The organism is Savagea serpentis, from assembly GCF_015351395.1.
In the GTDB taxonomy this organism is placed as follows: Bacteria; Bacillota; Bacilli; order Bacillales_A; family Planococcaceae; genus Savagea; species Savagea serpentis.
Window position 1 is genome coordinate 206,037 of the sequence record NZ_JADKPV010000002.1, and the last position, 14,692, is coordinate 220,728.

A 14,692-nucleotide genomic window follows, 5' to 3' on the forward strand; every position below is an offset into this window, starting at 1 on the left:
GATGAAAACGATTATAAAAGTGAATGACTTTTTTCGAACATTTGGCGTTTACATTAGTGGGCTAGCGATTTTTGCGATGATGTGGATTATCGTGATCGATGTATTGATGAGAAATATATTTAATAAGCCGCTTGTCGGCACGTATGAAATTGTTCAATATTATTTAATGCCTTTAGCGATTTTCCCGGCGCTCGCTTTCGCTTATTGGTCGGGAGTCTTGCCGAGATTATCGGAATTGATTTCCAAATTGCCAGAAGGCGTTCAACGTTTTCATCGCTGGCTCATTTTACTAGTCGAACTATTAGTTTTTACGTTAATGACCTATTATGGATTTTTATTTGCTTTATCCGGTTTACAAGAAAGTATGGCGATTCCTGTAGGAGGAAAATTACTCCTCGTTTGGCCCGTATATTTTTTAGTACCGATTGGATTTTTCTTCGTATTAGTTGAAGTGATTTTTAGATTGATGAAACAATCAAGTGCAAAAGGAGAGGTTAATGTATGAAAAATGTATATATTGTCGCAGGTGCTCGTACTGCATTTACGAATTTCGGTGGATCGTTTGCGAATGTGTCAGCGGACGCTCTAGGAACAGCCACTGCGGTAGAAGCGATGAAGCGTGCGAACGTTCAACCAGAGCAAATTGATCACGTTATTTATGGTGGTGTCATCCACACGGGAGTGAACGCATCTTATTTAGCGCGTCATATCGCTTTACACGCTGGAGTTCCTGTCGAAGTACCCGCATTGACAGTGAATCGTCTTTGCGGTTCAGGCATGCAGTCGGTCGTATCAGGAGCTCATATGATTATGCTCGGTGAAGCGGACATCGTATTAGCAGGAGGAGCAGAAAATATGTCGCAAGCGCCGTACTCGAATTTTGAACAACGCTTTGGCGGTTCGAAAATGGGCAACTTGCAATTTGAAGATATGCTCCAGGCGACATTGACGGATCAATATACAGGAAGCGGCATGGGCATGACAGCGGAGAAGTTAGCCGATCAGTACGATATTTCGCGTGCAGAACAAGATGAATTTGCAGTCTTGTCGAATGAACGTGCAGCGAAAGCGCGTGAAGCTGGCATTTACGCGGAAGAAATCGTGCCAGTCGAAGTGAAAAAACGTCGCGATACAGTCGTCGTTTCAGAAGACGAACATATTAAACCAGAAGCGACAGTAGAAGGGCTGGCGAAATTGCGTCCAGCTTTCAAAAAAGACGGTTCTGTCACAGCGGGCAACGCATCAGGAATCAATGACGGGGCAGCTTCACTCATTATCGCAAGCGAAGAAGCGGTACAGAAATACGGTTTAAAACCGATCGCTCGCATCGTTTCATCCGGTACCGTTGGAGTCGATCCAACAATTATGGGAATCGGTCCCGTACCTGCAATTCGTCAAGCGTTAGAGCGTGCACAGTTGACGATTGAAGATATGGATCGCGTTGAAATTAACGAAGCGTTCGCTTCTCAATATTTAGCGGTAGAAAAAGAGCTCGGATTAGACCGAGAAAAAACGAATGTTCACGGTGGAGCGATCGCGCTTGGTCACCCGGTTGGCGCGAGTGGAGCCCGTATTTTATTGAGTGCTGCGATGGAATTACAACGTGAAAATTTACAATATGCTGTCGCAAGTTTATGTATCGGTGGCGGACAAGGCATCGCGGTCGTCATCGAGAAAGTGTAAGGAGGAACGAAAATGAAAGTAGCTGTTATCGGCTCAGGTATTATGGGCAATGGAATCGCACAAGTGATGGCGATGTCAGGATATGAAACAGTGCTCGTCGACGTCCAACAAGAAGCGCTCGATCGCGCTAAAACGACGATGGAAAAAAATATCGGTCGTGTTGTTGATAAGCAAGGACTGGAGACGACTGTAGAAGAGGTGATGCAACGTGTGCAATTGACGACAGACATTCAACATGTTTCGAACGCAGAAGTCGTTGTGGAAGCGATTGTAGAAAAGATGGAAGCCAAAAAAGCACTGCTGCAACAATTAGATGAAGTGTGCGAACCGAAAACCATTTTCGCATCGAACACGTCAAGTTTATCAGTGACAGAAATGGGCGCAGCGACGAAACGTCCAGATAAAGTAGCGGGCATGCATTTCTTCAACCCTGTTCCTGTCATGGAGCTCGTTGAATTAGTGAAAGGTGCTGACACGTCGGATGAGACAATGGCCGTTCTACAACGTTTAACGGAAGCGATGAATAAGCAAAGCATACTCGTTAATGACGCGCCACTGTTCGTCGTCAATCGTATTTTAATTCCGATGTTGAGCGAAGCGATGTTCGTGTATGAAGAAGGAATCGCTTCTGCGGAAGATATCGATCAAGGGATGAAGCTCGGAACGAATCAACCGATTGGACCGCTTCGCTTGGCCGATATGATTGGTTTGGACACGCTATTAGCGGTTCAACAATCATTATTAGACGAAACGGGCGACTCGAAATACCGCATTCCTTTTATCTTAAAAAAACTCGTCCGAGCAGGCCACTATGGACGTAAAACAGGCCGTGGGTTTTATCAATATTAAATCGTTTGTCATATACGCATTCTTATTTAAAATCTGCTTTCCCCAAATGACGATTTTATAAGAATTACCCCAATCTATACGAATAGGCTGAGGCGCGGGTAACCTAACCGCACTTCGGTCTTTTTCTCATCGAGTCGTCTATAAATTATGCTATAATGCATGAGATAAACAACAGAAGGAGAGGAGTTCATGTGACCGTAACGAATCAAAAAGTTCGACGTAAAAAAGATCAAATTTTAATGTCAGCGATTAAAATCGTCAATGAACGTGGCCATGAAGGTGCGACGATGGAAGAAATCGCAGCGGAGCTTCAAATGACAAAAGGCTCGCTCTATTATTATTTTAAAAATAAAAATGATTTACTTTACCAATGCCATCATCTCGTCCTTTCACGAGCGATTGCTGAGCATGAAGATCACTTACTTGAAAACTTATCACCAGAACAATTGTTGCGGAAAATGGTCAGTACCCATATTAGTTTTGCGATTAATGAACGTGAGATTTTCAGCATGATGATTGACCCAAAACGCACTTTTGATGACGGACAGTTAGAGTCGGTTTTACTGCTTCGAAAAAAATATGCAGCCCTCTTTGATGAAGTCATTCGTCGAGGGATTGCTTCTCAACAATTTGAGCGTAGTGAAGTCGTGCTCGTGCGCATGTTCATATTAGGTGCGATGAACTGGGTACAGCAATGGTTCAATGAGGAAGGACGCTTCAATCAAGAACAATTAATCGAAGAATATGCAGATTATGTTTTAAAATTATTGAAAAAATAAAAACGAAGCCATCTCCATAAAGTAAAGGAGGAGGCTTCGTTTTTTAAAATTGAAGTTTTTTTCGAGTCATCAGAACGAGAATGAATGCAGGAACAGAACAAATCATCATACTCGCAAATGCATAAGACGGTTGAAGATCATATAAAAATCCGGCTGGGAACGTTAAAATGGCGATGCTTAAACTCATCGCAAAGGCTGCATAAAAACCTTGAGCAGGCGCAATTAACGAAGCGTCTAAGTGTTTCGAAATATATTGAATGAATGCGTAATGCGCAAATCCAAAAGAGAGGGCGTGGAGTCCTTGTGAGAGGATAAAGATAGGTGCTGTTGGGAAAAGAAAAATAAGCAACCAACGTAAAGATGACCCCGCACTCGCGATAATATACAAAGTTGAAATTTTAACGTTCGCAAAATAGCGATCGGCTTGTGTAAAGAAAATAATTTCAAATAAGACCGCAATATTTAAGATGAGTCCGATGTAGACCCCATTCACTTGTAAATCATTTAAATAAATGAAACCGTAGTTGTAGTAAGCGGTATGTGCGCCTTGCAATAAGACAGCTAAAATGGCAATGACGATAAATGTTTTCGATTGGAACAACTGTTTTAAAGAAGTCCTTTTATGTGGTTGAGACGTATCGAAAGAGGTAAGGGCGATAGGCGCTCGTTGAAAGAAATAGAAAACTAAAATGCCGAGTCCTGCAATCATTCCGTATAGAATGACTCCTTCTCCCCAAAATCCAATGAATGCGCCGATGATGAAAACAGATACCGTATAACCGATTGATCCGTACGAGCGACTTTTTCCGTAATGAATGTGTTCGCGTTGCATCAACACGGTCGCACTGCTTTCAATCGCAGGTAATAAAGTTGGGTAAAACATGCTAAATAAAGCTGTAATGATGAGTAAAGCTGTGAAAGAGGAGGCGGGAATGTATAAAATGAGTGCGATAATTGATGCAATTCCCATCCATCGAATCACGGAAACAAGAGGTGCCTTTCGCGTCATCATTGGGAAAAATAAAAAAGTAGAGAACGAACGTAAAATCATTCCAACGCCCATGACAATACTCGCAGCGGTTACGGTTAAGCCTTTGTCAGTCGTTAACCAGCCCGTCCAAAAAGGAAGGAAAATCCCCCACGTAATAAAGAAGAAAAAGAATCCAAATGATAACCAACGCTGGCTATTCAAAAGCGTCACCCTTTCATAAAAATTAATTTTAGTATAACGGAAAAGAGCGTATTTAGATACAATAGTTCGGCTAAATAGCACAAATAGGAAAAAAGCATGTTAAAATAAAAAGAATCTCAATGAACGAAAATAATTTAGAGAAAGTGAGTCGACACAATGGCGAGAAGAATGAAATCGAATGTTACAAAGAAACTACTATTGCTTTTACTGACACTTCTTACAATTGGATTGACTTTTTATGCATGTTCTTTAAAAGAAGACGAAACGTCAGAAGAGCATTCAAATGGCGAAGTAGTGAATAATGTGAAACAGGATGAAAAGAAAGTAAACGAAGAGAAAGAAGTAGTCGAGGCTGATGAAGAGCCATATTTTTTAGATACAGTTGAAGTGGATTCGAACGGTTATCCACTTGTGGATAAAGGACTTCCAGAAGAACCGACTGTCATTGATGGGGTGCTTATTGCAAGTAAAGTATTCCCTTTGCCTAAAACATACAATCCGGGAGAAAGTAAAGAAGCGCGCGCTGCGTTTGAACAGATGGCGACGGATGCGAAAAAAGAAGGGATTTCTTTACATGCATTCAGTACATTTCGCTCGTACGACTATCAAGTAGATTTATACGATCGTTACGTGAAAAGAGACGGACAAGAAGCAGCTGATACGTATAGCGCACGTCCAGGATACTCGGAACACCAAACGGGACTCGCTTTTGATATCGGGGCAGTTGGCGAAGAAGGACATTATGCGCGCAACAGTTTTGCTACGACGAAAGCAGGTGTGTGGGTGCGAGACAATGCGCATCACTACGGATTTATTATGCGTTATCCTGAAGGAAAGGAACACATTACAGGATATATGTATGAATCTTGGCATTTCCGTTATGTAGGAGAAGGGATTGCAACAGAGATTTATAAGCGAGGCATTACGTTAGAACAATATTTAGGTTTAAGCGAATAGAAAGCTGTGTCTACACAAAGTGAAAAGACTTTCTTGTAGACGCAGCTTTTTTATAAAATTGGTGAAATGAGTCGCGAAATCGATTCTTTAATTTTAATCATATTCGTCCGTTGTAAGTACATCTCATATGTTAATTCAGAACTGTCTAGCATATCTTTCTCAAATAGTTCAGCGAGACGGTGAGAGTCTGATTTGTCATAAATAAAAGCATTCACTTCAAAGTTTAGTTTAAAACTACGCATATCAATATTCGCTGTCCCAACAGTGGATACACGATCATCGACTACAATTTGTTTCGTGTGTAAGAAACCTTTCTCATAGATATATACACGTGCGCCTGCTTTTAATAACTTTCCGACATTGGAATACGTTGCCCAATAGACAAACATATGGTCTGGCTTGTTCGGAATCATAATGCGTACGTCGACACCAGAGAGACAAGCGATGCGTACCGCGTCGATAAAGCTAGCATCTGGAATAAAGTAAGGCGTTTGAATATAAATATAATCTCGCGCTTGATAAATCATTTTTAAGTAGCCATCTTTAATTTGTTCCCATTCTGAATCTGGTCCGCTCGATACAATTTGAACGGCAACATCGCCTTTTTGAGGTATGACTGGGAAGTAACGGTCAGCATATTGAATCTCATGCGCTTCCGATGCTTGAGTCCAATCTAAAATAAAACGAGTTTGGAGCGGATGTACTGCACTTCCTTCAATGCGAAGATGCGTATCTCGCCAATAACCAAATTTTTGAGAGAGACCTAAATATTCATCCCCTACGTTAAAGCCTCCGATATATCCGATGCGTCCATCAACAATGACAATTTTCCGGTGATTTCGATAGTTGAGTCGCGGATTAATTAAAGGGAGAATCGAAGGGAAGAAGACTCCAACTTCTCCACCATGCGCTAATAGTTCATTAAAATCTTTTTTGCGAACACCTCTTGAACCGATGTCATCGTATAAGACACGTACTTTTACCCCTTGTTTCGCCTTGCGAATTAAAACATCGACAATTCGTTGACCGAGGTCATCGAGACGGAAAATATAATATTGAACATGAATATGGTCTTTTGCTTGTTCCATATCTTTCAAAAGCTTTTCGAATTTCTCTTTTCCATCATCAAAAATTTCGATGGCATTATCTTGTGTGAGTACAGCATGATTATTGCGTAAATGCATAAAAATCATATCATCATAATATTTCGTTTCGGGATTGCGAAATTCGAAAGAACCTTTTTCAATCGCTGCCATTTGATAATCGATGAGCTTTTCAATCCCAATTTTACTTTGACCTTCCCAGCGAAATAAATGCTTTTTGCGTAAACGTCGACCGAGCAATAAATAAATAATAAAACCTAAAATCGGAATAAAAAATAACACGAGCAACCATGCCCATGTAGCAGCCGGGTCCCGTCGCTCTAAAAAAATGAGCGCAATCGCTAGGAAAATGTTGATGATGAGTACGCTTGCGACGGTTAAACTAATTAAGCTAGTCATTTAAATGCCATTCCTCCTTTAAAACTTCACTTCCTTCTCTTTAGTATAGCGAAATTTATAGGAAAAAGTAGTTTTTACTTAATGAACCGAAAGAAACCATCCAAAAAGGACGGTTTCAATGGATATCAAATCATTATTTTGCTATTTCTTTTAAAGATTGAGAAGAGCGATTGAATAATAGAAGTAACACGAGCGAAAGTATAGCGATTGTTGCTGAAATATAATAAATTTGGCCATTTAATTTCGTAAATAAGAAAACAAATAAGAGGGGACCAAAAATTCGTCCCATATTGTCCATTGAATAGGACATCCCTGCAGCCGTGCCGTAACGTCCTCCTGACTCTTTGGAAGTGAGTGAAACGAGAACAGTACGCCCGAGCGCATTTCCAGCAGTGAAGACACTTAATGCAAATCCAGCGAAGAAGAGGCTGTTCGTAAACGGAATGAGCAATAGTCCAATTGCGGTAATAATTTGGGCACCGAAGATCCACTTCGTTTCGGTTCCGTTTTTTACACGACGCACGACGCCACCTTGAATGAATGCATCGACGAACCCACTCGCCATAAACAAGTAGCCGACCTGTTTTGGCGTAATGTCGATTTTAGACATTTGGAACAGTTGGAATGTTGCTTCGATTCCAGCGAGTAAAAATGTGATGAAGAAAGAGAGTAAAAATAAATAGCGAATGCGATATTTCCAAAGCTTGCTTGCACCTTCTGGAACGATGGCACGTTTTGTGGCATCTCCGCGTCGCGTCGGTTCTTTTAGCACGATAGAAGCGTAAACGAATAAGACGAGTGTTAAAATTCCTGACGCGATAAAGGGAAGTTTGAAACTATAATCGCCGAGTACTCCGCCGATTGCTGGGCCAAAAATAAATCCTAATCCGATGGACATTCCGAGTAAGCCCATATATTTATTGCGGTTCTCTTCATCCGTTAAATCCGCAACGAAGCCTGTGACAGCTGTGTAGAGCGCTCCCGAGAATACTCCGCCGACGATGCGCGATACGTAAAGTAAAGTTAAATTGTCCATGAAGAGTGCGAATAAAAAGAAGCTTGCACTAAAGCCGACGAGTCCAGTTAAAATAAGCTTTTTTCGTCCCGTATTATCCGATAACTTTCCCCATAATGGAGCCGTGAAGAAGGAAGCGAGTGCGTAAATTGTCAACAAGCCTCCAACATGTACTTCAGAATAATTTTCCGCTACAACGACTTCAGGCAAAATAGGAATGATAATGCCGAATCCGAGATAAACGAAAAATTGAACAGACATCAGAAGTAAAATCGATTTTTTCATATAATCTCCTACTTTCTCTCAAAATAAATCAATATAAGATGAATACCCTATTTCTTATAAACATACGCTCACTACATGAAGTGAAAATAACAAAAAATGACATACAGACGGAAAAAATTCCATACTGTATGTCATTTTATCAAAACTTTCTAGTATTAAAAGAAAATTCCGGCGATAAAAATAATGAGGATTGCGATCGGTGCTAAAAAGCGGATAGAAACAATCCACATCGTGTAGAAAAATGGCTTTGTCTGTAGCTCTGTTTTCGATTCGTTCGTCGTATAGTAATACCCAACGAATAAAGAAATGAGTAAAGCGCCGATCGGCATTCCAATATTGTTCGTTAAAAATTCCATAAATCCGAAAATCGATTGAGAACCGATTCGAATATGAGAAAGTACCCCTTCTGACAAGGCGCTCGGAATTCCGATCATAAAGATGAACAATCCGAGTAACCATGTGACGCGCACGCGACGTTTCGGTCGATCTTTCACAACGACAGAAACGACCATTTCGAGTAATGACATGGCGGATGTTAATGTTGCGAACAATAATAAAATAAAGAAAATAATTAAGAAGAAATTTCCGAGTGGAATCTGCTCAAAAACGGCCGGTAAAATGACGAAGACGAGTCCAGGTCCTTCATCTGTTTTAAATCCTAAGGCGAATACTGCTGGGAAGATGACGAGTCCCGCTAAAATTGAAATGAAGACGTTCATTAAAGCGACGTTCACGCCAGTTCCTGCAATATTTTCATTTTTCCCTAAGTAAGAAGCGTACGTAATCATGATTGAAATTCCGACACTTAAAGTAAAGAAGGCTTGTCCGAGTGCAAGTAATACCGTTTCTCCCGTAATTTTCGAAAAATCGGGAACGAACATGAAGCGTACCCCTTCCATTGCGCCAGGCAATGTTAAAGAGCGAATTGCCAAGATAACGAAGAAAATGAAAAGGGCAGGCATAATGATTTTACTCGCTTTTTCAATGCCACTTTTAATTCCCGCTTGTACGATGAAAATCGTAATGAGGAAAAAAGCTCCTTGTGCGATGATCATCTCCCAAGGATTTTGAATGATCGATTGAAACAATGTGTCGTAAGAAGTAGATTCCGTTGATTTTAGTTGGAATAATAAAGCACGTACTAAATAGCTTAAAATCCACCCACCGACCACACTGTAAAAAGATAAGATGAGAGCGGATGTAATCGTTCCTAAATAACCGACGAGGTACCAAGGAGTTCCAGGTGCCTGTTGTTTAAATGAAGTAATCGCATCGGCTTGTCCACGGCGGCCGATCATAAATTCTGCGATTAAAACGGGTAAGCTAATGAGGATCATACAAAGAATAAATAAAATAATAAAAGCACTGCCACCATTGCTACCGGCCATATAAGGAAACTTCCAAATAGCACCGAGTCCGACTGCGCTACCTGCAGCAGCGAGCATAAATCCGAGCTTATTGGAAAAGTGTTCACGTTGTGCCAAAAGAATTCTCCTTTCAATTGAATAAATTTTGACGCGTTGAATATTATAACAAAATTGAAACGGAAAAGTATGAAAATTTCGTAAAGAGTGAAAGTGTATAAACATACAAAATAGCATGTGAGTGTTTCACACATGCTATTTTGTATGTTTTATTAAGTTGTACACATGTTTATAATTTTATTTTTTGTAATCGTAAGGCGTTTAACACAACGGATACGGAACTGAATGCCATCGCTGCACCCGCTACCCACGGAGCAAGTAATCCCATTGCTGCAATCGGGATACCGAGTGAGTTATAGGCGAGTGCCCAAAACAAGTTTTGCTTAATATTGCGCACACTAGCCGCACTCATACGGAATGTTTTCGGAACGAGTGAAATATTCCCTTGCATTAACGTAATGTCAGCCGCTTCAATGGCGATGTCTGTCCCTGTTCCCATCGCGATCCCGATAGAAGCACGGGCGAGCGCTGGAGCATCGTTAATACCATCTCCGATCATCGCAACACGCAATCCGCTCGATTCTAATAAGTCGATCGTTTCTGCTTTATTTGTTGGGAGAACATCGGCAATGACTTCTTTAATCCCGACTTTCTTTGCAATAGCTTCAGCGGTCTTTTCATTATCTCCTGTGAGCATCATCGTTGAATAACCAGCTTCATGCAATTGTTGAATCGCTTCAACAGCTCCCTCTTTAATTGGATCGGCGACTGTCAAGAACCCACAATATTTCCCGTCTGCTGCGATATACATGACGGTTTCACCTTGTGTCCGATACTTATCCACTGTGGATAAGTCGTTAGGCAATGCGATATGGTATTCATCCATTAATGTTTTATTTCCGATATGGATTGTTTCTTGATTGACAGTTGCAGAAACACCTTTCCCCATAATCGTTTGAAATTGTTCGATTGGAACGAATGGAATGTTTTGTTCTTCTCCGTAACGAACGATTGCTGTCGCTAAAGGATGCTCAGATTCTCGTTCAATGGAGACGATAGCAGAAAGAAGTTTCGCTTGATCGCGAGTCGTTTCAAAATGAGTGACTGTTGGGCGACCTTCTGTAATCGTTCCCGTTTTATCAAAAACGATCGTATCAACGTCTTTCGCACGTTCCATCGCTTCCGCTGTTTTAAACAAAATGCCGTACTCTGCGGCGCGTCCAGACCCCGCCATAATCGATGTTGGGGTCGCAAGTCCGAGCGCACAAGGGCAAGCGATGACGAGAACGGCAATCGTACTTTTTAAAGCTGTGGCAAAATCGCCAGGACTGACTATGATATACCAAATAACGAAGGTAAGCAATGCAATTCCGACAACAATCGGTACAAAAACATTGGAAATTTGGTCCGCTAAACGTTGAATCGGCGCTTTCGAGCCTTGTGCTTCTTCGACGATTTTAATAATTTGAGAGAGCATCGTATCCTTGCCGATTTTGTTCGTTCGAATGCGAATCGGATTTCCTGTATTAATCGTTGCGGTGAATGTTTCCGCACCTCTAGACTTATGCACAGGCATGCTTTCTCCTGTCAACATCGATTCATCAATCGTCGTTTCTCCTTCGACGATGACTCCATCGACAGGAATCGCTTCTCCTGCACGAATAAGCAAAATATCATCGAGTACGACCTCTTGAATCGGCACTTCGATATGTTTGCCGTTCCGAATGAGTGTCGCAGTTGTCGGTTGCATTTGAATGAGCGAACGAATCGCATCCGACGAACGACCTTTCGCTTTCGCTTCAAAATATTTCCCGAGTAAAATGAGTGTAATTAACATGGCGCTCGTTTCGAAGTAGAGTCCGTGACTTGGATCTTGAAATACGAGATAAACCGAATAAAAATAAGCAGCAGACGTACCGAGCGCGACGAGCACATCCATATTGGCACTTTTATTTTTTAGTGAGTAATAGGCGCCTTTATAAAAATTCGCTCCGATAATAAATTGAACGGGTGTCGCAATTGCCCATTGAACATACGGGTTTAATAAAATAGGGGGTACGTAGATGAATGAAGTAAAAGAGAAATGACTAAACATCGTCCACAATAAAGGGAAGGTTAACATGATAGACAATAAGAGTTGTCGTTTCTTCTTCTCTGTTTCATCATCTTTTTCACGAGGAGCATTCGTTTCTTTCGGTACGGCGTCAAATCCGATATTGCGAATTTTTTCTGTAATTTCTTCAATTGAAATCTCTTCTGGGTTGTAGCGGATCGTTCCTGTTTCGAGCGCTAAGTTTACTGTCGCCGATTCGATACGGGGATCTCGGTTTAATACACGTTCAATCCGTCCAGAACAAGCGGCACACGTCATGCCGATAATATCTAATTGTGCTTCATCTAAAATGATGTCATAGCCGAGCGATTGAATTTTTTGTTCAATTTGTGCGAACGATATTTTTTTCGGGTCGTACTCGACATGCGCTTTTTCTGTCGCAAAATTGACGGTTGCTTTCACATCGGTTAAGTCATTTAATCCTTTTTCAACACGATTAGAACATGCAGCGCACGTCATCCCTTTCACTTGAAATTGTTGAATCATTGTATCACTTCCTAAGTACCCTATAGGGGTATATTTTTGTGAGAAAGAAACTGCGGGTAATACCGCAGTAACATTATTCGACGACGTCGAACCCTTGATTTTCAATCGTTAGCGAGAGTGTTGACTCGGAAACTTGATCGGCATTGTAATCAATCATGACAGTGCCAGCGTCTAGATTCACTTGTACAGACTGTACACCGACCTCTTTTGAGAGTGCTGTTTCAATTGCGTTCACACAGTGTCCGCAAGACATTCCTTCTACTTGAAATTGAATATGTTCCATTTGTATCCCTACTTTCTCATTAATTTCGTCATTGTCGTGACGAGTTCATCTAAAATTGTTTCATCACCTTCTGCGAGTCGATTTTTCACACAGCCTTTTAAATGACCATCGAGTAAAATCGCAGCAACACTATTTAAAGCGGATTGTGTCGCCGATAATTGCGTAATAATATCATCGCAATAGACGTCTTCATCAACCATGCGCTTAATGCCTCGAATTTGTCCTTCGATGCGGTTCAGTCGATGTGTTAAGTTCGTCTTTACATGTTCAGGGTGGTGACTTTTTCGACACGTTTCAACTTCAGCCATAGAGCAAGCGCCCCTTTCATGATTTATATTTATTGTAATGTACCCCGTTAGGGTATGTCAAAGAAGAAGTATTTTTTACAGAAAAACAATATTGTAACAGAAATGAAACGTTTGAACGACTGAAATCGTGGTATGATAAGAGTGCTACTAAAATGTACGGAGTGAATGTGAAAAATTTCTCATTTGCAAACAGAAGGAAGGTCGTGGCAAAGAAATGAAAGAAAAAAATAACTTAAAAACGATTTTGTTACAATTAGCCAATTTAGGCGTATCTGCATCATTAACGAAATCTCGATTAGAAATGTTGAAAGCAATTGCCCCTCCTGCACAAGAATCATCGAATGCAACTACAGTTGAACCGAATAGTTGCAATTAATAAAAAAGCACATCGCCATTTGCTCTACCTTGAACAGAAGGTACGCAAAGGTGATGTGCTTTTTTATTTTAATGGTCTTCGTCTGAGAACATGTAAGTTCGTTGATGATAACGAATACTGAAAACGAGCCCGACAGCAATAGACATACTGAAAATAGAACTTCCTCCAAAGCTAATGAATGGAAGCGGGATACCGGTAATCGGTAAAAGTTGAATGTTCATCCCGATATTTTCGATGACATGGAAGGCAATCATTGAAATAACACCTGTCGTAATATAAATACTGAATGGATCATTTAAACTAAGTGAAATTTTTGTTAGATGATAAATTAAAATGAAAAATAAAATAATGACGAGGCTTGAACCGATAAAACCGTATTCTTCACCGATAATACTGAAGATGAAGTCAGTATGGTTTTCAGGTACATATACTTCCCGTCCTTTATATCCTTTTCCGAACAATTCTCCAGAACCGATGCCCGTCATCGTTTGAATTAAGTTGAATCCTTCATTACTCGGATAAGAGTATGGATCTAACCAGGAATATACTCGTTTCATTCGGAATTCATCCAGCCCTACTTTTTCTCGTAAAAAATCTTGTGCATAAACGCTCATCCAAAGAACGGTTGCACCGAGAGCGGCACCTCCAACGAAGAGAGGGGCGAGCAATTTCCAAGAGATTCCTGAAACAACAATGACTCCTAAAGTGATGGCAAGGAAGACGAGCGATGTCCCTAAGTCTTGATTGATGATGAAAAATAAAGGCAACGCAAGTATTCCTAAAATTTTTAAGAGTAAAATAAAGTCTGTTTGGATCGTCTTGATACTTGTATTTTCATGATGTTTACTGACGACTCGAGCGATGACCAAAATGTAAAAAATCTTCACAAATTCGGATGGTTGAATGCGTCCGATTACGGGTAAGTTTAACCATCGTTTCGCACCATTGTAAATCGGAGCGAGTCCCGTACCTGGTCCACCTGGGCCCCATTTGACGAGCGCTAATAAAACAAGTCCGAACAGTAATGTGAACCAAGCGATTTTTTTATATTGTTCTGGCTCCAAGACGAGGGTCATCCCGATTAAAATAAAGCCGACGACGAACCAAACGACTTGTTTTAAAGCGAAGTTCGTTAAATATTGACCAGACGTTTGGGCAGATGAGATTGCAATGACACTGACAATAGCGAGAGCGATAATGATGAGGGCTAATTTCCAGTCAAACCGGTTAAAAAATGTATCTTTTTTATCTTGTAGGCTCACAACATCCACCTTTTCTTTTTCGTAAATTCGATATCCATTCCTAAATTATAACGGATATGTTTTAAATGTGCATACTTTTCAATGACGTTCTTCATATAATTAAAGTTGCTTCACGTAATTCGCTTTTCGTTCTATTCATATTCATGGTAAACTAAAAAGAATGATTTTAATAGAATGT

14 protein-coding genes are annotated in these 14,692 nt (G+C 40.7%); 6 read left to right on the plus strand and 8 right to left on the minus strand.

The window, feature by feature from the left end; all coding sequences use genetic code 11:
• The first annotated feature begins 1 nt into the window (after nucleotide 1).
• The 4 genes from IRY55_RS07165 to IRY55_RS07180 all read left to right on the plus strand — a co-directional run bounded on the left by IRY55_RS07165 (nucleotide 2) and on the right by IRY55_RS07180 (nucleotide 3,311).
• Nucleotides 2-505, plus strand: coding sequence for a TRAP transporter small permease (locus IRY55_RS07165; RefSeq protein ID WP_194562616.1), 504 nt, complete (start codon nucleotides 2-4; stop codon nucleotides 503-505).
• Nucleotides 502-1,683, plus strand: coding sequence for an acetyl-CoA C-acetyltransferase (locus IRY55_RS07170; RefSeq protein WP_194562617.1), 1,182 nt, complete (start codon nucleotides 502-504; stop codon nucleotides 1,681-1,683). Before IRY55_RS07165 ends, IRY55_RS07170 begins: the two co-directional genes overlap by 4 nt.
• A gap of 12 nt (nucleotides 1,684-1,695) precedes the next feature.
• The gene (locus tag IRY55_RS07175; RefSeq protein ID WP_194562618.1) at nucleotides 1,696-2,532 is read left to right on the plus strand and encodes a 3-hydroxyacyl-CoA dehydrogenase family protein; all 837 of its coding nucleotides are present in this window, start codon (nucleotides 1,696-1,698) and stop codon (nucleotides 2,530-2,532) included.
• Between the two features lie 191 nt (nucleotides 2,533-2,723).
• Nucleotides 2,724-3,311 (plus strand): TetR/AcrR family transcriptional regulator, encoded by a 588-nt coding sequence (locus IRY55_RS07180; RefSeq protein WP_194562619.1) that lies wholly within the window; start codon nucleotides 2,724-2,726, stop codon nucleotides 3,309-3,311.
• A gap of 43 nt (nucleotides 3,312-3,354) precedes the next feature.
• On the opposite strand, the gene IRY55_RS07185 is transcribed toward IRY55_RS07180, so the two are convergent.
• Nucleotides 3,355-4,512, minus strand: a complete 1,158-nt coding sequence (locus tag IRY55_RS07185; protein ID WP_328799635.1) for an MFS transporter — start codon at nucleotides 4,510-4,512, stop codon at nucleotides 3,355-3,357.
• Between the two features lie 147 nt (nucleotides 4,513-4,659).
• Here IRY55_RS07185 and IRY55_RS07190 point away from each other — a divergent pair, with 147 nt between their 5' ends.
• Complete coding sequence (locus IRY55_RS07190) at nucleotides 4,660-5,460, plus strand: M15 family metallopeptidase (protein WP_235961078.1); 801 nt, start codon at nucleotides 4,660-4,662, stop codon at nucleotides 5,458-5,460.
• A gap of 50 nt (nucleotides 5,461-5,510) precedes the next feature.
• Here the strand turns inward: IRY55_RS07190 and cls are convergent, their stop codons facing one another.
• From cls to IRY55_RS07220, 6 genes are all read right to left on the minus strand, one after another.
• The gene (cls, locus tag IRY55_RS07195; RefSeq protein WP_194562621.1) at nucleotides 5,511-6,962 is read right to left on the minus strand and encodes a cardiolipin synthase; all 1,452 of its coding nucleotides are present in this window, start codon (nucleotides 6,960-6,962) and stop codon (nucleotides 5,511-5,513) included.
• Between the two features lie 133 nt (nucleotides 6,963-7,095).
• Nucleotides 7,096-8,262: an MFS transporter gene (locus IRY55_RS07200; protein ID WP_194562622.1), complete on the minus strand. Its 1,167-nt coding sequence runs from the start codon at nucleotides 8,260-8,262 to the stop codon at nucleotides 7,096-7,098.
• Between the two features lie 155 nt (nucleotides 8,263-8,417).
• Nucleotides 8,418-9,746 carry a sodium-dependent transporter gene (locus IRY55_RS07205; RefSeq protein WP_194562623.1) on the minus strand — a complete coding sequence of 443 codons (1,329 nt, stop codon included), beginning with the start codon at nucleotides 9,744-9,746 and terminating at the stop codon, nucleotides 8,418-8,420.
• Nucleotides 9,747-9,915: 169 nt separating this feature from the next.
• A complete protein-coding gene (locus IRY55_RS07210; RefSeq protein WP_194562624.1) occupies nucleotides 9,916-12,285 on the minus strand; it encodes a heavy metal translocating P-type ATPase in 2,370 nt (789 codons plus the stop codon).
• A gap of 73 nt (nucleotides 12,286-12,358) precedes the next feature.
• Nucleotides 12,359-12,568 (minus strand): copper ion binding protein, encoded by a 210-nt coding sequence (locus tag IRY55_RS07215; protein ID WP_194562625.1) that lies wholly within the window; start codon nucleotides 12,566-12,568, stop codon nucleotides 12,359-12,361.
• Between the two features lie 8 nt (nucleotides 12,569-12,576).
• Complete coding sequence (locus IRY55_RS07220; protein WP_194562626.1) at nucleotides 12,577-12,876, minus strand: metal-sensitive transcriptional regulator; 300 nt, start codon at nucleotides 12,874-12,876, stop codon at nucleotides 12,577-12,579.
• Between the two features lie 214 nt (nucleotides 12,877-13,090).
• Between IRY55_RS07220 and IRY55_RS07225 the strand changes: the two genes are divergently transcribed.
• Nucleotides 13,091-13,252, plus strand: coding sequence for an Lmo0850 family protein (locus tag IRY55_RS07225; RefSeq protein ID WP_194562627.1), 162 nt, complete (start codon nucleotides 13,091-13,093; stop codon nucleotides 13,250-13,252).
• 68 nt (nucleotides 13,253-13,320) lie between these two features.
• Here IRY55_RS07225 and IRY55_RS07230 read toward each other — a convergent pair whose 3' ends face one another.
• A complete protein-coding gene (locus tag IRY55_RS07230) occupies nucleotides 13,321-14,514 on the minus strand; it encodes an FtsW/RodA/SpoVE family cell cycle protein (protein WP_194562628.1) in 1,194 nt (397 codons plus the stop codon).
• Nucleotides 14,515-14,692: the final 178 nt, after the last annotated feature.